Raw genomic sequence first — 21,149 nt, 5'->3', positions numbered from 1 at the left:
ACGGCCCGTTCGGTGATTCCGGTCAACCGTCCCCCGACCATTTTTTCGGAATTGGTCGACCAATTCGATCCGAAATCACCTGTCGATGACGGCCGATATTGGTCGGAGAATTGGTGATCGAGGGATAGGATAGTCGAGCGATTTCTCCGAGTATAGAGCCTATACCTGTGGGTTAGTCGGCAATCCCAGAACTGTGTCTGTACGTTTTCCTTCGAGTTCGGTGCTAGTCGCCTTCCGAGTGCTCTCGGTTGCGGAGTAGGTCGACGGGGAACCGTTTTGTGAGTGAGTGAGACCGTCATCTTCTCTGTCCAAGTACGGTATTCGGCTCGCTTCGACAAATTACTAACGGGTGAAAAGATATTTAGAATTAGGCTGTAATAGCCTAAGTATGGCTAACAACTCGGATCGACCGACCGACGAACTGTTCACCGGCGTCGACGACGTCACTGATGACGACAGAGAGCCTGAGCCACCGCTCACGCCTGAGGAGCGACCACGCGGGATACTCACCCCAACTGATCGAGAATACCTCTGTGGGCTCAAGGAGTACGCCCAGCCGCAGACGGACGCCAATCGGCGGCAGGATATCCGCGAGCGGGTGGCCAACGGACTCAAGGACTTCGTGTTACTCAGTCTGTTCCTCGAACCAGATGAACGGGAGAAAATCTTCGAGGCGTTCGGCCCCGAAGAGACCGAAGACGTGCTCGCTGCGATGGTCGCATTCGGGTACCTTGGGCTCGAAGGGGATCGCCCCCGGCTGGAAACGTGTATCGAGCACGGCGTCCTCCAGGGGGCGAACGTCGACAAACTCTTTCAATCGTCGGGGCGGGCAACCAATGTGGACGTCTCGATCTCAGTCGAGTACAACCCCGACATCGAGAAATTGTACCGGCGTTTCGAGGACGGCCAGGAGCTGACCGATGCCGAGGTCGGTGCACTTGTCCGGGCCGGGAAAATTAATGGTGACGAGATCGAGGAATTGGTCGGGTCGCCTCGGGGTTTCCCCGGTGTCTTTGCTGGACGCGGGTCCGGGGACTGAATCACTACCGGATTGCAGGCTTCTCCTCGTAGTCACAGTGATCACACACGACCTTGATGGGGTCGATAACGTTGCTCTGCAACGCAATGTGACCGCGGTTGCAGGTGGGACACGGCTGTTTCTCGTCGAATACTTCCGTCCGGAGTCGTGCGGCGTGGCGCTCCGTTTCCGATATCCGGCTTTCGAGGTCGGGGAATCTCGATTCTATCTGGTCGGTTCGGATGTCGATATCCTCGACCAATTCCTCCAATTTTCGGAGGGAAGCGACCCGCTTTCGAAGACTTGTGAGTTCCTCTTGAAGCTCTTTTATCGCCAATTGTTGGTCGGCACATTGGTCGTTTAGTGTCTCCGTCTCAGATTGGAGGTCCTCGATAATTGCGCGGTGTTCGTCGATCACGTCTCGTTGGTCTTCGACGAGTGTCCGGAGGTCGTCGAGCGTCTCCTCCGTCGCCTGGAGTTTTCTACTATTCGCCTCTGCGGCGGATGCGAGGGTGTGTTCGGATTGGTCGTACCCGGATTCCCATTCCAGTGTTACCGTCTCTTCAGTGGTTGCGGCTTCGTCCTCCTCCAGGTTCCCCTCGTCATCGTCGCCGGGCTTGACGAACTTCATATTTTGACGCTCATTACGATGGTCTCCTCACACCACGGGCACGCTGTTCTTCTTGCTGGCTCTCCCCGATAGAATTCGAGGACTCGTCTGATGAACTCCGCCCGGCTGATTCTCAAGGAGCGGGTCGGCATCGCTCACTCGCTCGGGCCGGTTAGGTGTCGGCAGCTGGAGCCCGTCGGGTGGATTATTCAAAGATCGTCAATGCAAATGTTCTCTGGACACAGACGACTTCGGTGAAGAGACGGAGTGTGTTTCGTCTGTCTCGACAGATGACCCGTCAATCGGACATTCGTCAGGTACCAATCCGTTTCGCTCCTGAGAGAGAGTACGTTTCGTCTGTCTCCGTCCGGGCGTCACCCTGGGTTGGCCGCCGCTTCGATCTCACGCCTGATGTCGAGAACGATCTGGGGGTCGAGATCGAGACTGTACTCGTAGTATCGTCCACCACCCTCACCGTGATTCTGGCCAGTTCGTTGCAGGAATCCGAGCATATGGAGGTCCGAGAGGTGGTTTTGAATACTTTTGAGCGTTGTGAGTGGAGAGACAGCGTGTGAGTCTGCGACGTCTTGGTATCGGGTTTTGATCGCCTTCGAACGAGCTGGAGCCTCCTCGTGTTGCTCGATATATGCGAGGGTTTCGAGCAGTAGTTGGGCGTGCTGTGTCTGATCTCGGATTCGGTTTCGCAACCGACCGCGTTGCACGAGTTCCTGTGCCGCAACGATATGGGTGTCATCGACGCGGGTGTCGCCTCGCTTTTTGGCTACTTCGCCACCGACTCGAAGGAGATCGATCGCTTGGCGTGCGTTCCCACGGTCTTTCGCTGCGATCGCCGCTGCTCTCGCGATCGCTGAATCCTCACAGACGCCGTCCACGAACGCGCGATCGACACGGTCAGCGAGGATTGCCCGGAGTTCGCTCGCATCGTACGGGCTGAACGATATCTCACTCTCCATCAGCGTGTCCTTGACCTTCGGAGAGAGCGACTGCCGGAACGTGTAGTTGTTACTAATTCCGATGACACCGACTTTGGAGTTCGTAATGTGACCGATTGATCTGGCACGAGGGAGCTCATACAGGAGTGTGTCGACCGCATCAAGGTGGTCTATTTCGTCAAAAACGATCAGATGTGTCCCACCGAGTTGATCAAGTTGGCTGTAGAGTTCCTCGAACGCGTCGGCCGTTCCGAGGCCTCGCTTGGGAAATTCGCTCGCGGTTTCCGGAAGCAGTTCGTTGACGAGCGTGCGGACGACAGCATACACGGTCTTTCCGTTGCAGTTCAGTTCGTGGACGTGTAACTCCTCAGCGTCGGGGCGCTCCGTGACTTCAGCTTGGAGTGCTTCCATCATATATTTCGTCACTGCGGTTTTTCCGAGTCCCGCCTTCCCGTACAACATTATATTCTGGGGAGTACGACCAAAGAGCACATCTTCGAGGGCGTGACGGTATTCGTCGATCTCCTCGTCACGTTCGAGGATCTGATCGGGTTGGTGATCTTCGGAGAGAACTTCTTTGGAAGCGAAAATCGACCGTTCAACGTCGCTAAATGGCCCGGCCATTGGTCTATCACCCAAAACTATCTAACTATATTTAAAACCTTCTTTCGTTAGTTTCGTCTGTCCCGAAGGTAGCACTCGAATCACACTGACAACCTCCATCGAACCGCAAGACAAACGAATTCCACTCTCTGTTCCCGGAATACAGACGCAACGTTCATCCGGGACGCTCTTGATCCGAAGACAGACGAAACGTACTCTCTCAGTGTGCTCCCGATGCGAAGACAGACGAAACGTACTCTCTCACTGGAGGCTGCGGTACTAAGCCCGTGGCGCGGCGTTTCGACGGTGGCTGTGTCTGATTAACGCGGGTAGCTATGGTATCCGAACAAGAGCGGTCGGGTGCCGACTGTGGGGGGGACGTCTGCGGGGCCACACTCATCACTTCGGGTCTGATAACAAGGAATCCGTCGGAGAGACAACCCCCTATTTGCGTATGCTGGTCGAATGTGGTTGGTAGTAAACAGTGTCACAGGGCGTCGAGATACCGCTCGACGTACGGATGGAAGTCGTCGAACGGCGGGCGAACGATCCGGAGGGTACTGTGTTTCCCGTCGCCGACGATCTCGGGATCATCGCGTTCGAAGTGGCAGCGATAGCCGGTCGCGAGGTAATGTTTCGAGTCGACGCCGTCGATTTCTGCGGTATCGTAGAAGTGTTCACAGGTACCGAGGCAGTCGTCGATGACCACCTGTTGGTCGAGTATCTCCTCGGCAACGCGGTGGACGGCATCGGTTCGGGATTTGTTTTGAACACTGTCCCACCAAGAACGAACCACTCGCCTTTCGCGGGCTCGTTCTTGCGTTTGCCGAGGAGCACGCCACCGTCGTATTCGATCACGAGGTCGACGGAGACGAGCGGGACGTTTGCGACGATCGTGCGCCACTCGTCGTCGGGAATCGGTTTTTCTGCGTCGGTCATCAGTCGAGGTAGTAACTGACGGCTCATTCAAGACCTTCCTCGAAAGTGTACTGTGGTTCCCACCGAGCGCTTCGATCTTATCTGACCAGTGCCCTGAGACTTCAGAATTTAGTGGAATTTGGATTGACCGAAATGCTTGTCGGCGAAGTCCTTGGAGGTATATCGTAGTCTTAGGATGCGTAGTTATTCCCCGAGGAAAGTATAGGGCTGTGTTGTGGACGACGAAAACTTTCTGCCGTAGTATGAGACTATATCTGTGCACGACCAGTAAGAGGGTAGGAATAGTAGCAGCGCGTCTCTCACGTCCGTGTCACGAATTGGGAACACGAGCCAACCGACTACACGGTGGGGGGGTGGACTCCAGCGCGTGCATTTCGTGATCGACTCAGGCAGTAACACAACGCAAGTACGCGTCCAGGAGGAGCAGGAAATCCAGCGTATGGAGACCGAGTGGTGCACAACGAAACTTGGACAATTCCTATCAGGTAGCACCTAGCTGACCGGGGAGCGACTGCGGCTCACCTGTCTGCTGTATCGGGTGGACCACCCGAATCATCAACCGCCGAGAACGCTTATCGGGGACTACATCTTTGGTGAACGTTACCGTCCGTCTCAACATCATCTAACCAGTCTAGTATGAAGTGATATGGACTACCCCAGGCTATTATTTGGGTCGGTCCCGTAAATCATATTATAGGGCCGAATCGTCTGTTTCCAATGAGTGATCGTGGACACCCGAATATAATTTTTATCGTAATAGACACTTGCAGAGCAAAAACATTTTATGATCTCTTAGATGCTGGAAAACTTCCCTGGTTCAAACATATTTTTGACCAGTCGATAGATTTCCGCCGTGCGACGGCGCCTGCTCCGTGGACCGTGCCGTCTCATGCAAGTCTCTTCACGGGATTGTATCCGGATGACCATAGGTCCTCTGCTAATAGTCCAAATTTCAATCCGCCTAATACTCCATTAGCAAAAAGACTGAAGGAATATGGTTATGAGACAGCGGGTATATCAGCCAACCCGTGGGTTTCACCGAATTATAATTTTGATATTGGATTTGACCGGTTCAAGACTGCTTATGATTTCTTTTGGAATGGGACTGGAAAGGATGACCTCCGAAAGCTTTCTTCTAGAAAGAAACAATTTCACACATTACTTAAGCAAACTTCTTGGAAGTCTATTCCCAAAACAGTAATTGATATAATATATGAAAAAACTATGGCAAAAAGATCAGATTCTGGAGCTCAAAGGATCACTGAAGACGCCATTAATTTCTTGAGCTCGAACAATTCGCCAAAATTCTTGTTCTTAAATTATATGGAACCACATCTAGAATATGATCCACCAGAAAAACTAGCCGTCGAAGAGCTTCCCCCAGATGTTGATCTTCAGAAAGCATATAGCACAAACCAGAACCCTTGGGAGTATCTCGCAGGAAATATAGAGATGGATCCAGCCGATTTTGAAATCCTACGAGGACTCTATAGAGCAGAGATACGCTATCTCGACTCCCAAATTGGAAAATTGTTTAACAGAATTGAACAAGATGATATAAATGAGACGTGCTTTGTGGTGGTGGGGGATCATGGAGAAAACATCGGAGAACATAGATTAATGGACCACCAATATTCCATATATCAAACGCTAATTCATGTCCCATTAGCGATTCGATACCCGAAGAGAATTGAGCCCGGTCGTATCGAAAAACCGGTTGAGACAAGGCATATATGTGAGACACTGTGTCAGTTAGTGGGCGAACAATCACAAAACAGAACGAATAAATCATTAATTGCTCCCTCAGAACTTGATGACGAAATCATCGCCGAGTATCCCGATCCACAACCATCATTAGATGATCTCAGAAATCGGGTAGGCTCACTTGGTGAGTCTATAATGGACTTTGACCGGGCCCTTCGAGCAATACGATATGATAAATGGAAGCTTATTGAGGGCTCTGACGGACATACTGAGCTATATAACCTTGATGTTGATCCAGAAGAGTCTACACCAATATCCAACGAAAAAATCCAACATAGATTGCGAAAGAAACTACATAGTAAGCGTGGCGAATTGAAAATGACTGATTCGGAGGGTAAGGGACAGGAAGTAAATGATCGCTTGAAAGATCTTGGTTATTTATAATATTTTTGATTGATGCGAAACAGTTACGAAAGCACAATATTAGCAACTCTGCTGGTGTAATATCACAGGATGCATTAAAATACACCACTACCTTCATTAAAGCGCTACCGCGGAATCAACAACTCAGTCGAAACTCCAAAAATCAGAATTTATTTATCAAATTGCGATATATAGACGCCAATTCGTCAATATGTCCGGTTAAACTGAACTCCTCTGATTTGGCTAAAGAATTCTCAAATAACTTATGGCTAATTGAGCTTCGAGCATCCTTGATAGCTTTCAACATAGCAGAGGATGAACCAGACTCAAATAGATATCCAGTCACACCATCATCAATCAATTCAGGTATACCGCCACTCATTGCACCGATAACGGGTGTTCCATAGGAATATGATTCATATATCACCATCGGTGAATTATCATACCATTTTGAAGGGACAATGGTTGAATGAGCGGATTGATAAAGGTTTGATAGCTTCTTCTCAGAAATAAACCCATGTATATGAACATTAGTATAGTTCTGGGCAATATCCTCAACTGTGGGTTTCTCGGGTCCCTTTCCGACAATATCAAGGCAGATACCGAGTTCATCCAAGTCTGAAAATATCTCAGTAAGCAGCAAAACCCCTTTCTTTTCAGAGATGTTACCAACATATAATAAACGAAATTCATCTTGGGGATCGCTCTTCTGGTTTAGTACATTAGCGTCCGAGTCGATACCAAGTCGCAAGGTTCGAGAATCAGTATCCGTAAATAAACCGTATGAATGGTGCTTCTCCAAGAGAAAATTAGACGGTGCCATAACAGTATCAACATACGGAGTGACCTGAACCCTATTCCACAGTCGAAACGGCGCCATAAGTATCGGCGATTCTCTCGTTCGACCAGCAAGATACATATCAGGTAATATATGGAGAAGTGAGTAGTCATGAAGTGTATGGCAGGAAGGATATAATTTTCCTGCTGCCCGAAATACAGCCGTTGAGAAACCCGAATAATTATGAATATGTACGAGGTCTGGGTCAATTTCGGATATTTTTTTGCGTATTAACAAGAACATATAGGGGTTCCAGATATCGATAGAATGCTGTATGGGTTTTTTCCACATCGGCTGTTCTGGGTGCTCGATCGGGGAATACATATTTAATGGTGCAACCCGGTAAACTTGGATCCCCTCGATCATTTCAGAAGAAAATCTGTAGTCATATTGAGTAGATTCCCCCGTAGCAAGAATAGTTACTTTATGACCGCGTTCTACTAGTCGCTCAGATAGCGTCTGGACATATTTTTCGGCCCCTCCAACTACTTCAGGGGGGTAGAGTTCTGATATCATACAGATATGCATAATGTTACACTCATCCGCTGTGGATTTTATTCTATCGAATGAGAAAATCACATCCTCTATTCAAATGGTTAGCTCATTCTTAGCTTATCACAAAATCACGTCTTAACTAACTCAACTTTGCATATCTGGAAGGGTTCATAGACTGATCTAACCTAATAGCAGGGCTCGCTGAGATAACACAGCTCACCGAACGCTAAAGGAGTGGTTGGTTCAGGCACAGTAGATATTTGTATTCACCCTATCCTAGCACAACTATCAAGCAGAAGATCCAACGTGTACCCACAGATTCAATCTATACACTCTATGCTACGTAAGATCGAGTGTGAAATACGGGGAGTTGAATTTAAGCTCAGTCTTTTCATATGCATAGTATCTTTTACTATGGCTTTGATATTTACGACGACGACGGGCACACTGTTTCCTGCCCTCCCTTTAGCACTATTCATATCTGTAGTATCGATTTCTATTGCCGCATATCGGGAAGAATGTTTATTCTCATATCATCAGTATTTATTTGTGATTGTTCTCATCTCGATCGTATATCGGTTGTATATATTCCAATTTCCTGCAAGTATGATCGGGAGGGACCCGGATAAATTGGCAATTATCATACACCAAGTTTCAAAATCAGGTTCTATCGTATCATTACATTCAATCCCTTTCTATCAGAAAGCACCTATTTCATTTATTCTTCCGGCAATGTATCGATCTATATCGGACGTTCATAGCCAATATTCCCTCCTCACCCACACAGTTAGTCTCGGGGTTTTAGCCCCAATCATCGCCTCACAAATATCGTATAAATTGGACGAGAACAGGAAAAATAGTATTATCGCTGCAGCGATAACTACCGTTGCCACAAGCACATATCATTATTCCTTTTGGCCAGTAAATCAGTCGTTAGGGGTCGTTATTTGGATGCTATTTCTATTCAGCCTAATCAAATATTATTCTACAAAAGATCCTAAAATCTTTTTGATAGGTATATTATTCCTTGTTTTATCATCTATCACGCATAAACTGCCACCGTTAATAGTATTCTTGTCACTCTTAATGTTCGGTATAATAGTATTCATCGATCGCTTATGGGGGCGGTCCATAAACCAGATAAACCTATCTCAGATCACGATAGTCTTCGGCATTTCAGCCCTAGTTGTGTATGCACAACTTGGGAATACTATACTGGGATTCGTAATCAGAACTGTTCTGGAGGTGCTGTCTCTATCTGAACCATCGTATATTCCCCAATACCAACCAGTAGCTGCAGTAAATCCGTTTCCTAACTGGATGTGGATAGGAATCCGTCGTGGACATGCATTATTATTGTTGCCGCTAAGTGGACTATCTTGGTTATTATTGTATAAAAGGGACCGTAGCCTTCCCTCAACTTTGATACTTAGTGCATCAGCTGGTATCGTTATACTTCTGTCAGCAACGACACTTGCGGGATTAAATGATGCCCCAACTTTTAGAATACTTATGACAATTGAATTCATCGTAATCCCGTTAGTGATTACTCAAATTATAGATGGAAATTTTAATGATCGTATTTCCATCAAAACGTTATCTACTACCATATTGGTCTTCTTGTTGATATTTCTTCAGATATTCTCGGCTACAGCAATCCCGGATCATCCCGTCGGTCAGAGAAATTACTTGAACGAGCAAGAAGTGGCCGCGAAAGATTTCGGGGATGAGTGGGTTGTCGGTTCCATATATACAGATTTATTTACTCAGCAGGAGGCAACACCTAGTTCAATTTCAAATGGACAAATTTCACAAAAATACATTTCAATGGAGAAAGAACTGCTAAATAAGAACATAAGTTCGAAAAATCAAAGTTGTTTACTCATAAATACTGCTCGGGAATGGCATACCACAGAATATGGTACATTTAGATTAATATGGGACGTACAAGAAAGTATGATGAAAAAGTACAGCAGAACCTACCATAATGGTGATTCCTCCTTTTTCAAATCACAGAAGGGATGTTAAATTTTAGCAATAAGTTGTAATTGAATTAGTCTTAGCTCTTACCGAACGCAGTGAAAGAGCGTACGCTCTTGTGAAGTACATTGTTGGTGAGTCAGAGAACTGCTCGAACAATCTCTTGGAGTGCTTCTCGTCCGGGGTTGCGGAGGATTCGCTGTCGGAGCTGCAATGGTCTGAGATACATAGTCAATTTGTCTTTTGAGACGCCTCGATGAGGCGAGAGCCACCGTCGCGCCAGCGACGCGTGGCTCTCGCACGTGTTCACGTGCGCATCTCCATCGACGTACTCGCCGTCGCCGTGAATCACTGATTCCCGGTCGAAGTTCTCATCATCGTCTAGTGGATCATATGCACGAAATCCGTCTGTGTAGACGGTTAGCGACTCCTTCTCGTGATTTTCGAGGAGGAGTCGCACGGTCGATTCGTCGGCGGATTTCGCGGGCACGACGTACCGCTGATCGCTGCCGCGGTCAACGAGCGTGAACACTGGCGGTTTGTCTTCTGTGTACGTTCCGCGTCCGCGTTTCGAAAGGCCACGCGAGCGCGACCGAGAGTCGCGCTCGCGTGGCCTTTCTTCCCGGCAGAGACGTAGAACTCGCCGATGGAGCGACCGGTAGGAAACATCGATTTCAGCGCCTAACTGACGGATACTCGTGTTGAAGCGAACGAACGAGTAGAACGCGAACAGGAGTTTGTCGAGGCCGATTTTCGCGTGCGCGAAAATCGTGCCGGTCTTGTCGTTTAACGTGCGGTCGCAACCCTTACAGAGGTACCGCTGAAACTGCCGATAGCTGCCGTGTTTGATCACTGACTCAGACCGGCAGCGCGGGCACTGGAAGCCCTCGCGCCGCGAACCTGCTGGAGCAGGTTCGCGGCGCTCGCCTCCGAGTTTAGCAGTTCAAATGGGAACATATCGGGTGACGCGTTCGCGTCACCCTTGCCCGCTACGCTTTCGCAGCGCCAGCTCTCCTCGACCAACAACCTGCTTCACAAGAGCGAAGAGCGTAATAATCACAGCACCCCGCAGAAATTAGTTCCGTATGGACAGCCAAACCGCATTCGGCGGGATATTTCGGTATCTTGTTGAGTGAACCGTTGCACCCAGATCTGCTTGGTGACGTAATTGAGCGCGCTCAAAGTAAGCTTGGGAGAACGCTTCCTGTCCGAGTCTGGCGAAACTACCATCCGGCCAGAGGACGAAAATACCCGTATTTGGTGGTCTTGTCCTGTTTTATACTCACCTACGCGCGCCACACGCTTTCAAGATTAAGCACCCACCCCCTAGAGATATTGTAATTCTCCTGATATTTCTGCCGACATACTACTCAGTATTCATCAAACCCCCCGGTTCTTCGATGCCGACTACGACACGGTTCATACGACTATCCGGGAGATGGCCGTTTAGCGCGGCTTATTTCTCCCCTAGCCACATATTCAAGACGCGTCGACTGCCTGACTCCGATTGACAAGACCGGCAAAAAGTCTCAGAGGTTCCATAGATTGATCCTCCGCGTTACCGATTCCCCTAGGCCGGTTGGGTTACCCAGGCTGATCATGCTTGGGAGGCGCACCTGACGATACGATGACGCTTGTTAATGCCTGTCGAGACGCACTCCGTGCAATTCGTGTACAGTGCGGTGCTCAATCTGCAGAACTCAAGCAACGCTTGACGAGATAAAACCCCTCTCTGGCAATATTGACGGTCCTTGATCACATCTTGGCTGCGGAAATTCCGCGGCCTTTCAAAGCTGGAATTGAAGCAGGCAACCCAAACGTATGTGCCTGTTTGATTCCTCGACCTTGTCGGCGTGTCATATCAATTACTAAATGCTTGCTTCCTTCTGAAGATGTTCCGCTGGGCTATTCAAGAGCCTCAATTTATTAGATGTTTTATTGCCTGAGATGGATTTTCTACTCCCTGCTCAATTTTTTCTCTCATTTGCTTAATTCGTCCTATGTTTATGATACTCTGATCGCTCTTTGGCTTAATAACAAGGTCATCGTGCTCAGGAGCCTCCTTTACATCGATATTGTCATACCAAAGATTTCCATAGAATTGAGTCCGTTGTGTTTCTAAGTGATTATAATCCGCTTTTACTCCGTGTATAGTATCGTAGCTTGGTGAAAAGAACACGATACTGTTATTCTCCGTTTGTCTTTTAACTGTATTACACCATTCCCACGGCACCCAACACGTATCATACGAAGTATTATACTTCCAAAATTCCTCGATATATTTGTACTCATCTTCCAGTTCAAGATAGTGTGTATGATGATTCAAGCCAGCAGATTTGCTGCTTGGATTTAAGTTCAGCATCCAAGTTAATGCTTTTTTTCTTATATCTGGATGGGGTGATATTTCATATCCATCCAAATATTTTTGTAGCCCTGTGTCAATGCCAGACATTGATTTCTCACCTTGCTCAAGGCCGGTGTCAAATCGTTCAGGATCAAGTTCAAATTTGTTACATACGCACTCTACGAATTCACGCGATCGGAAGAGGTCGAACAGATTGTTCAGTACTGGGTCCTTATACTCATCCAGTCTGAATACTATACCTTTATTATTAATAGTGTTGAATACACCTTTTACAGACCCTTGAGACTTGCCTTGTCTATGTGATATATATTCCTCTACAGAATCAAATGTTCCAGGAAAACGCACATGACTATACCCGGATTGTTGTATAGAACTAATGAGGTCTTTATCACTTTTCCCGGATGTGGATATCAAATTTAATTCCTGAATGTGGTCAAAATGTTCCTCACTTAGGAAGTTTTTTATTTCTAAGTGCTTGAATGGATCCGTTTTGATATCCGCCTTCTCAATTTTGTCTAATAAATAGCTAAACTCATTATTGAGTGCGTTTCTTTCTGCTTGTGCCATATCTACATATGGATAATATATTAATTTAAATTTAACGCAGCTGGTCTTAGAGGCGTGCCGTATATACGCGACCCATCTTGCATAAGTCCGCATCTAACTCCGAAACAGATTCTACTGTTTCACTTTCCTCGGCAGGAACGTTAGTTTTTATAAGTTGCATCTCAGGCGGAACTGCCAGATTGAGCCAGAGGATGTCCTACAAGAGTTATTACGCAGTGATAACGGTACTCCCTGGATTGCCTCCGCGTTCGTAGTTAGTGATAGCGACGACAAGGTGCAAGCACAGAGAATAAAGCTTGTTTGCCCGTAGTGGAGAGCGAAGCTCTCCGTCGAGTGGACAATCATAAGAGTCATTACTGAATCGTCCCAACGTCAAGGGCTGTTCGCGAACGTACTGCTAGACCGCGCGTACGAAACCCCTGTATCGTATTTAACCGCCAGTTGCCGCCCTCTATAGCGTTCGTGCTCGCTGGCCCGGTGAACTCGTCGTCCTCTCCGTCACGGTAGGTATGCTCAGGGGCAAAGGCCAAGACCCGCCGCGGGAGGGGCTCGACCGCGGCGGGTCGCCCGAGGGCGGCCGTACCCGTTGGGCAGGTGGCTAAGGTGACGAGATGACACTCGTTGCGACCTGCCGCGATGTGTCTCGCGTGGTATCAGCACAGGAGAGAAGCGACTACGAAGACGATCCCGGACCGCTTGCTGAGGAACTAGACGACCTCTCCCAGCTGCTGGGATAGGTCTAGACCGGCGGATTGCCAGCTTACCGGGGCATAGAGTTACGACCACCGTTACGATATCCACGACGAGGGATACGTCTCCGAAGACGGCATCCATACCAACCAAGCGGAGTGCCTCTGGTCGCTGCCCCAGCCGTGGTTGGTGAAATTTTGCGGTCTCTCCAACTATGGCTTGGAGCAGGCCGTTCGGATCTACGGCTTCTTCCGCTCAATGAACCTTACTAGAGCACCGATCCACAGGCTCGTCGATTGCATCGTCGTCAACATATTCCGCTAGATTAGCAAAGAGCGATATCGCTTTATATCAGAAAGATATTCAATCTATTGATGCGCATCCTCCTAATGCGAACTTGGCTTCGAAATATAGGAAACGGATTTATTGATAAAGGCGCAAGAGCAGCCTTGAAACGTGCGTTCCCCGAGGCAGAAGTAATTGAAACGAGTGGATTCCCCTTTCTATCTGCCTCTCTAAAGGAACAAGGTGGAGATTTTAATCCTTTGTATCAAGCTACAGGTTCAGTCGGGGAATGGATCAAATCTAAGCAATTAGAGAAAAGGACATTCCGGAAGAATATTTTCGATATATCTGACACGATTCCAGATATAGACCTTGCCGTACTTCCAGGCTGCGTTCTTTACGAGTTTGCTCTCCGACCCTATGAATATATGATAAATAGGCTACAAGAAAAAAACATACCACTGATATTACTAGGTGTAGGTGGAGGTGATTATAAATCCAAAACCCGACGTTACGTATCAGAGTGGCTTCAGTCAGTTGATCCTGCAGGGATGATTACACGTGACAAAGAGGCATACAAGCATTACTCTGACATAGTTGAAAAGTCATACAACGGTATTGACTGCGGATTCTTCGTCAACGAGTGGTATACGCCTCCTGACTCACGAGATCCGTTTACTGCAGCCACCTTCGATAAAATCCCTGAGCCGGACCTCAATACGCAACTTACCGTTCGACCTAGCCATACTCCATTTGGTGATTCTAAACCTTATGCAGGAACGATAGAGGCCCTCGCTGGGAAGTACAGGGGGAATGATTTCTTTTCCAAAAAAAATGCGTTTGTATCTGATTCTCTCAAAGATTATCTATACATATACAAGAATGCGACTGAAACGCACTCTGACCGCATCCACGCGTGTGTTCCAGCCTTGGCATACGGTAACCGAGCAAAATTCTATATCGATACACCACGGGACTCACTTTTCGACAATATCACTGAGGAGGCGATAAAAGAAAATACGGTGAAACTATCGCGGTCAAGATTGGAGACAAAGAAAGAGAGCCAAGTCGAATATATTCGCAAAATAATTTCTTGGTTATAATATATGTCTGATAGGGACGCTACAGAACTGGGTCGATCAGGAATGATTATCTTTTTTGGAACCGGTTTGAGTATGGTGAGCGGGTTCTTTTTTCGACTTATTCTTTCGAATGTTATGGGACCCTCAGGATTCGGTACGATCATACTTGCTATTTCCCTGATGAATATTGTTGCCATACCAACGACTATCGGACTAACTGAAGGTATTGCAAAATTCTATCCGGAGTCAACAAAAAAACAATCAAATGCATATATCTCTTTTTCATTAACTATCGTAACACTTCTTTCAATCATCTCTATGCTTGGAATATATTTTAATGCGGATATAGTTAACCGACTGTTCTTTAATTCTGAGGTAAGCTCGGAATTCATTTTTGTTCTTGCGGTGACAGTCCCTTTGTTTTCTATCATAAAGATAATTCATGGCAGTCTACGAGGAGCGATGGAATCCCAGCGGTTTGTAGCGTTAGCGCAGGTTACTCAACCGTATGCTAAGTTAATCTTTTCCGCGGTAGCTGCCGTCACAGTTGGCTCAATTTTGAGCGTCTTTATCGGAGTGTTCCTTTCTTTAGTGGTCACCGTAGTGTCTGGTCTTGTATTGTTATTCCATACTGGTTGGCAGTTTAAACTCGAATTCGATATTGATTACACTAATCTTCTAAGGTTTAGTGCTCCACTTATGATCTCTTCATCAGTGTATATATTACTCAGTAGGGTTGATCGCCTCTTTCTCGGCTATTATCGTACTCCAATACAGGTTGGGATTTACGAAGTTGCACTGACGATTGCCTTACTATTAACCATATTCCGGTCTTCATTTTCATTTCTCCTTTTGCCAAAAATATCCAAACTCGTATCCAATTCTAATACTTCCGATTTGAACTATCTATATGGCCAGACGACCAAATGGATCCTAATTAGCACAACTCCTGCATTATTAATTATAGCCACTCGGCCATATTTTTTTATAAGATTATTCGGTGAAGATTATTCAGTGACAGCGGTTTATTGGCCGCTTGCTATCCTCGCAACAACACACTTCCTCGACGCGGTTACCGGGCCTAATGGTGATTCTTTACTCGGACTCGGTAAATCAAAGACAGTAATGCTGTATAATCTCATCTCACTAGTGGTGAATTTGGTTTTGAATATCCTGCTAATCCCCCGCTATGGCATTATTGGAGCAGCGATCGCGCTTTTCATCGGATATACTGTTATGAATATAGCCAAATCGTATGATCTCTTTGTAAACCATCATATTTTTGTATTCAACTGGCCGGGCATACAGTCCTCATTCGGTGCAGCAATAGTAGCTCTTCCAGCTCTATACTTCATACGAGAACTGCGGCCAACATTGGAATTTCTCTTTCTCGCCACTATCTGGATGGTTTCAGTTGCTGCCGCGATATTGTTACTGTGGTCTACTGGAAATCTCACCCAGGACGACAAAACCATTTTATATGAAGTCAGTCATCTTTTTCTCTAAACAGTACCTGTAACACATCCCAAACATCCATAATAGTCGCTAGAACTGATTTTACAAAGCAGATCACTGGCTAATCGAATCGCTGGCCACTATTCGACTGGCAGCATACCGTGGAGATAGTGAATTGACCTTTTATCTCTATATTCTCACACTCAGAGCGACGCTTTAACTAATGCCAACTTGGAGGGGACAAAATGGGTAGCACTTAATAATCGTCAATTCTAATCTCTGCTAATGAAAGCACTGAGTCACTTTAGAACGGTCTCCAAGAATACGAATCTACTCACGGCTCTTAAATTCTCTGTATCTTACTTCGTGGATTCTTATATTCGTCCTTATGCACCTACAATTGATCAATCCGCAGCAATCAGAAATATATCTATTACAAAAAAAGCTAAATTCACTGATCTCTTTGTTCCACATAAGGCATATCATGAGTACTTGATGTGCAAACTAATTGAGGAGAACACGCAAAGGAACGATTCGGTAGTTGTCGTCGGGGGCGGAAGGGGAATCACCGCCACACTAGAAGCGAAGAATGTTGGTTCTAACGGTGATGTTTTGATATTTGAAGCTTTCCCTGAGAAGAGTAAGAAAATAAAACAGGTACTGTCTGCCAATAGTATTAATGCAGAAACAAATGTTAGGACTGCAGCTGTCGCAAACAAAAAGCCATCTAATTTTCCTCCAAAAACAATTCTTGTGGATCCCAGTGACCTACCTAGGTGTGATGTCTTAGAGTTAGATTGTGAAGGTGCAGAAATAGAAATAATTGACAAATTACCCTTTTTACCCCGGGATATTTATGTCGAAACGCATGGCATATATGGTACTCCTAGAGATGATGTTATCAACGCGCTTGAGCGGAATAGATTTGAAGTTGTTAAGTCTTTTGACCACATTAAAAAGAAGGGTATCACGATCCTACATGGGCGTTCCAATTCATAGTTCTGCCAATCATATTAACTAAATTATGGCCAGAATAAGAATATATTTCGGTATATTCCAAATATGTTTAAATCATTGAAGAATTCCTGAATACTTGGGGATTTCCTTCACTACCAGCAAGTCGGTGCTTTTGCGAGTGCCAAGATACCACACTCTGAATCTATCCACTTCACAAAGATAAATACTCCATCACTAAGGTGCCGACGATCTCTTTCCGGCGATCTCCGGACATACTCTCTATCAGATGCCACCTTCATACTTCCCCTAGAGCGTGTCATAGAAACCATCTCATAGCATCTCACAACCCGGACCGTTCCCTCGCTCGTAGTTGGTGATGGCAACGACGAGTCGCAGGCAGAGCGCAAGGAACACTTCTGTTCGTGCGTGGACGCGGCCTCGGGCACGTCCGCGCCCGAGGCCGCAGTCCTTGACCGCGTCGTTGGTTCGTTCGACCCCTGTCCGGTGGTTGTACGTCTCCTCCAAGATGGATTGTTTCAGCTGAACGTCCTCACTGTGTTCCTCAATCCGGTCTTCAACTCTGTACTCGATGTCTTTCGGGTCGTCAGTGTTTCACGGATTGTACGGAACGATTGGCACGACCCCTGCAGCCAGCAGGTGGTCGTGCCAATCGAGGATGTCATAGGCGCTGTCTCCAAGCATCCAAATCGGCTTGGCGACGGCGAGCGCGTCACGCGTGACGCGCATCGCCGTCTCTTGATCCGCTTGTTTGGTCTGTGTGAATTCAGCCGCTATCGGGATCTTTGCGGCGGTTGAGACAATCGTACAGCCGAAGCCGTAGTAGTACTCCTCGGCTGTTGGATCGTAGTTCCACGAGGCAGCGTCGTTGTATTGGATCGCTTCGACGTGGGTCGAGTCGATAGAATACGTGGAGTCGAGCAGGCCGCGGGCGGCGGTCTGCTCGACGAGCCTGTCGAAGATATCGTCAACAACGTGTTCGAGGTCGGTGAGAAAGCGGTCAACGGTGTCTCTGGATGGCGGTTTGTCGAGTCCGCAGTAGTACCAGACGAGACCGTTCTGAAGTTCCCGTGTAACTGAACGTGTGCCGTAGACATCCTCGTAGTAGCAGTGCAGAAAGCCACGAAAGAGATCTGGTGGCGAGTGGACTCGTGTTCGCCCCCGCTTCGAAGGGGCGAACACGTCGTATTCCAGTAGAAACTCGAACTCAAGGTGTTCGAACAGCGGTACTGTCTCGGTAGCCGCCGCATTCAAGAAGTCGTCTACCGAAATTACGTCTCGCAGGGCGTTGGAGCTGGTGGACACAGTTTCCAAACCCTGCGGCCTCCCCTGGGTGGTTTTCTATGACACGCTCTCCCCTAACCAGTATGACCACCCGAGACCGCGCTATGGCAATGTTACATGTGCTGTTATCTTTGTGTCTCCGGCTTATCGTAGTGATAACGAATTACAAAAGAGGAGGTGATGTGATTAGTCCGAGCTTGGTGCTATAAGATCGATTCTATCCCACCATTCTATAGTAGTCATTAGATATAGTTGCTCACTTATGATAGAGACAGTTGGTAGAGGTGGTATCGATTACCACGGACAGTTTGTCAATTAAATGCAAGAAAAAGCTCATCATACGAGAGTTTTTGACGGGCAGGTATTCAGGCTCTCAACCAGAACAAAGTGGGAGCGGTAGCGACGTTAAGTGGGTGGATCGATGGGCTCGGGTGGAAGATAGGAAAAAGCCGATATCTGTAATTCAGTCGGCTAAATATTCTGCTACTGCGCTCGCAAACGCCTGCGTGTCCTCCGGTTTCACTAGTTTTCCGTTCTCAAGCAATTCAGAGTGCGGGCCAATATCAAACGCCACAACTGGACACCCACACGCCTGGGCTTCGGCCATAGGCAAATTGTATCCTTCCCATAGCGACGCCGTCGTGTATACATCACACGCTGCGTAATAATTGGGCAATTCCTCGTCAGGGACGAATCCCGTGAAGATAACCGAGTCATTTGCCATTGATTGCAGTTTCTCAAAATAGTCTTCATAAGATGGTTTTCCGACGATTAGTAGCTTACAGTCCGTCTGCTCCTCCGCGAGTCGATCGAACGCCTCGATGAGTAAAGTGAGTCCCTTCGATGGATCGATGCGGCCAACGAAAAGCAGGATTTCCGTTTCGGGCTTGAGCGAGTGTTTCTGATAGATAATCTCTGGATCGTTGTCTGTGTGAAATCTTTCGTCAATCTCATTGTATATGACTACACTGTCGAGATTGATCTGGGTAAGCAGGCGTTCTCTCGCAAATTCGCTGATTGAGATTGCTCGGTCCGCGGATCGGCCTCCAATTTTACCGAGTTCTATCATAAGGCTATTGTATACCAGCTCGACCGTATTCTGTGAGAGGTGATTCTTGATCGCCGACTGGGTCGGCTCACCGTGATTGTAGAGGATATATTCCACGTCACTGTTCATACGGCGAGCGACGCCAGCCACCAGTGTAAAGGGGTACTGATGCGCGATGAGTAGATCTATCTTCGACAGCTCCCGAGCGATCGAGATTATTCGCGGTGTAATCGGAGCAGCTACGCGAAAAATACGATTGAGGTGGAATTGGTCTGGACAGTCGATCTCTCTGACCGATACGTCTTCGAGCCCTTCCATTTCGTTGTTTAGTGTTACGACCTGCACCGAATACCCGTTATCAGCCAAGACCCGTGCTTGGTATTCTGCTACTCGGCCGATTCCATCAAATTCAGAAAATTCTGGGCTCAGAATCCCGATTTCCTCTGGCTGACCTGGCAGTTCTTGTTCGATATATTCCAGTAGATTCTCGTAATGAAGCGGATCAGGACTCATTATTTTCGGATGGAATTGTATCGTTCAATATATTGCTGAGTAATCTGTTTCCAGCTGAACCGCTCTTCAGCAATTTGTCGGCTCTGTTCACCCATCTCTCCAGCGCGTTCATTATCGAGTATCGATCCGAGAGCTGAAGCTAACTCCTTAGGCGCCTCTGGTGAGATCAGATATCCATTTACACCGTCGTCAACCTGCATTGGGACACCACCCACATCGCTAGCGACGATCGCTGTTTCTGACGCCAACGCTTCCATAATTGAAATCGGCATTCCCTCTTCGTGGGATGGGAGAACGAATACATCTGCAAGTTTGTACAGCCCTTTCAGATCAGCATAAGGAATGTATCCTGGGAATGTGATTCGATCATCATAATTAGAATTGTTTGCTTTTTTCTTCATTCGATCTGCAAAGTCTAGGTCGATAGTGTCATCTCCGACGACAAAGAAGGACGCATCACTTCCGTCTCTCAACAGATGAATTGCCGCATCGACAAGCGATTCGATACCTTTTCGAGGCGTAATTGAGCCTGAGAAGAGGATCAACGGATGGTCTACATCGTATTTTTTTCTCACAGTCGAAATCAAGTTATCGCCGACTGGGAATGACTCGATGTCTACACCGTTCGGAATGAAATTGACAGAAATATTCTCGTTCTCCAAGAGAGATTGAATTGGTTTGTTGAGTACTGTACTTACCGCCGATCGCTTTATGAGATGGACATCTGGGGAAATGTATTGAAGTACTACCGGCTGCTCTTCAGAGTCTTCCAGCCCGAGTCTCATTTCTTCTTCCCCAATGTGGGCAGTGTAAACTAGCTTTTTGCGGATATCTCTATTCAGGTGAATCAAAATGTTCGCAGTGAACGGAAGATGAACGTGAATTATGTCGAAGTGTTCTTGTTCTATAAATCGATTAAGTTTATATGCAAATTGGAGCCTATCAAGAATCAGTTTGACAGTCCCTTTTGCACTTTGTACTTCGTCATATGGAATTTCTTCACCTGGGACGTTAGAACCGATTTTAAGATTAAACCGCTTGAATCGAATACCCTCCTTCTCCTCCTGGCTCGGCATTTTCTTCCACTTTCGTTCGGCTACTGTAACGTCATGACCGTTTTCAGCGGTCTTAGTCGCCAGACGATAGATTACTGTCGAGACAGACCCATTACCGATATCGACTGGCTGATGTTCGTCGTAAACGTGTAATATTTTCACTAGTTTATTTCTCCCAGATCCGTGTATATGTACAAACTCAGTACTTCGGTTATTTGCTTGGTTGATACTTTTTTGTATTGGTTACTTTCACCTGTCCTTTACGGA

12 protein-coding genes and 4 pseudogenes are annotated in these 21,149 nt (G+C 47.1%); 7 read left to right on the top strand and 9 right to left on the bottom strand.

The annotated features are described in order from the left end of the window. Positions 1–388 precede the first annotated feature (388 nt). Positions 389–1,039: a hypothetical protein gene (locus ACT3HL_RS15550; RefSeq protein ID WP_445087676.1), complete on the top strand. Its 651-nt coding sequence runs from the start codon at positions 389–391 to the stop codon at positions 1,037–1,039. Positions 1,040–1,043: 4 nt separating this feature from the next. Here the strand turns inward: ACT3HL_RS15550 and ACT3HL_RS15545 are convergent, their stop codons facing one another. From ACT3HL_RS15545 to ACT3HL_RS15535, 3 genes and pseudogenes are all read right to left on the bottom strand, one after another. Further along, positions 1,044–1,649 (bottom strand): hypothetical protein, encoded by a 606-nt coding sequence (locus ACT3HL_RS15545; protein WP_445087675.1) that lies wholly within the window; start codon positions 1,647–1,649, stop codon positions 1,044–1,046. A 353-nt stretch (positions 1,650–2,002) separates the two neighbouring features. Next, positions 2,003–3,205, bottom strand: coding sequence for an AAA family ATPase (locus ACT3HL_RS15540; RefSeq protein ID WP_445087674.1), 1,203 nt, complete (start codon positions 3,203–3,205; stop codon positions 2,003–2,005). A 466-nt stretch (positions 3,206–3,671) separates the two neighbouring features. Further along, a pseudogene (locus tag ACT3HL_RS15535) lies at positions 3,672–4,123 on the bottom strand (NUDIX domain-containing protein). Positions 4,124–4,840: 717 nt separating this feature from the next. On the opposite strand from ACT3HL_RS15535, the gene ACT3HL_RS15530 reads away from it, so the two are divergent. After that, positions 4,841–6,271 (top strand): sulfatase-like hydrolase/transferase, encoded by a 1,431-nt coding sequence (locus ACT3HL_RS15530; RefSeq protein WP_445087673.1) that lies wholly within the window; start codon positions 4,841–4,843, stop codon positions 6,269–6,271. Between the two features lie 142 nt (positions 6,272–6,413). Here the strand turns inward: ACT3HL_RS15530 and ACT3HL_RS15525 are convergent, their stop codons facing one another. Beyond that, positions 6,414–7,604: a glycosyltransferase gene (locus ACT3HL_RS15525; RefSeq protein ID WP_445087672.1), complete on the bottom strand. Its 1,191-nt coding sequence runs from the start codon at positions 7,602–7,604 to the stop codon at positions 6,414–6,416. Between the two features lie 585 nt (positions 7,605–8,189). On the opposite strand from ACT3HL_RS15525, the gene ACT3HL_RS15520 reads away from it, so the two are divergent. Next, positions 8,190–9,611, top strand: coding sequence for a hypothetical protein (locus tag ACT3HL_RS15520; RefSeq protein WP_445087671.1), 1,422 nt, complete (start codon positions 8,190–8,192; stop codon positions 9,609–9,611). A 91-nt stretch (positions 9,612–9,702) separates the two neighbouring features. Here the strand turns inward: ACT3HL_RS15520 and ACT3HL_RS15515 are convergent. Next, positions 9,703–10,520, bottom strand: a pseudogene (locus tag ACT3HL_RS15515) (IS1595 family transposase). 961 nt (positions 10,521–11,481) lie between these two features. After that, complete coding sequence (locus ACT3HL_RS15510; protein ID WP_445087670.1) at positions 11,482–12,495, bottom strand: hypothetical protein; 1,014 nt, start codon at positions 12,493–12,495, stop codon at positions 11,482–11,484. A 521-nt stretch (positions 12,496–13,016) separates the two neighbouring features. Here ACT3HL_RS15510 and ACT3HL_RS15505 point away from each other — a divergent pair. From ACT3HL_RS15505 to ACT3HL_RS15490, 4 genes and pseudogenes are all read left to right on the top strand, one after another. After that, a pseudogene (locus ACT3HL_RS15505) lies at positions 13,017–13,509 on the top strand (IS1595 family transposase); the annotation flags it as partial. Between the two features lie 50 nt (positions 13,510–13,559). Next, entirely contained in the window at positions 13,560–14,573 is a 1,014-nt protein-coding gene (locus ACT3HL_RS15500) for a polysaccharide pyruvyl transferase family protein (RefSeq protein ID WP_445087669.1), read from the top strand. Positions 14,574–14,576: 3 nt separating this feature from the next. Then, the gene (locus ACT3HL_RS15495) at positions 14,577–16,058 is read left to right on the top strand and encodes an oligosaccharide flippase family protein (RefSeq protein ID WP_445087668.1); all 1,482 of its coding nucleotides are present in this window, start codon (positions 14,577–14,579) and stop codon (positions 16,056–16,058) included. 234 nt (positions 16,059–16,292) lie between these two features. After that, positions 16,293–17,006, top strand: coding sequence for a hypothetical protein (locus ACT3HL_RS15490; protein ID WP_445087667.1), 714 nt, complete (start codon positions 16,293–16,295; stop codon positions 17,004–17,006). A gap of 288 nt (positions 17,007–17,294) precedes the next feature. Here the strand turns inward: ACT3HL_RS15490 and ACT3HL_RS15485 are convergent. The 3 genes and pseudogenes from ACT3HL_RS15485 to ACT3HL_RS15475 all read right to left on the bottom strand — a co-directional run bounded on the left by ACT3HL_RS15485 (position 17,295) and on the right by ACT3HL_RS15475 (position 21,044). Further along, positions 17,295–18,287, bottom strand: a pseudogene (locus ACT3HL_RS15485) (transposase). Positions 18,288–18,729: 442 nt separating this feature from the next. Continuing rightward, positions 18,730–19,827 carry a glycosyltransferase gene (locus ACT3HL_RS15480; protein WP_445087666.1) on the bottom strand — a complete coding sequence of 366 codons (1,098 nt, stop codon included), beginning with the start codon at positions 19,825–19,827 and terminating at the stop codon, positions 18,730–18,732. Next, positions 19,827–21,044, bottom strand: coding sequence for a glycosyltransferase (locus tag ACT3HL_RS15475; RefSeq protein WP_445087665.1), 1,218 nt, complete (start codon positions 21,042–21,044; stop codon positions 19,827–19,829). Before ACT3HL_RS15475 ends, ACT3HL_RS15480 begins: the two co-directional genes overlap by 1 nt. Between the last annotated feature and the right edge of the window lie 105 nt (positions 21,045–21,149).

It is taken from the genome of Halobellus sp. GM3, from assembly GCF_052545375.1.
Note: the sequence above shows the minus strand (reverse complement) of the source record. Positions and strands in the feature narration are given on the sequence as shown.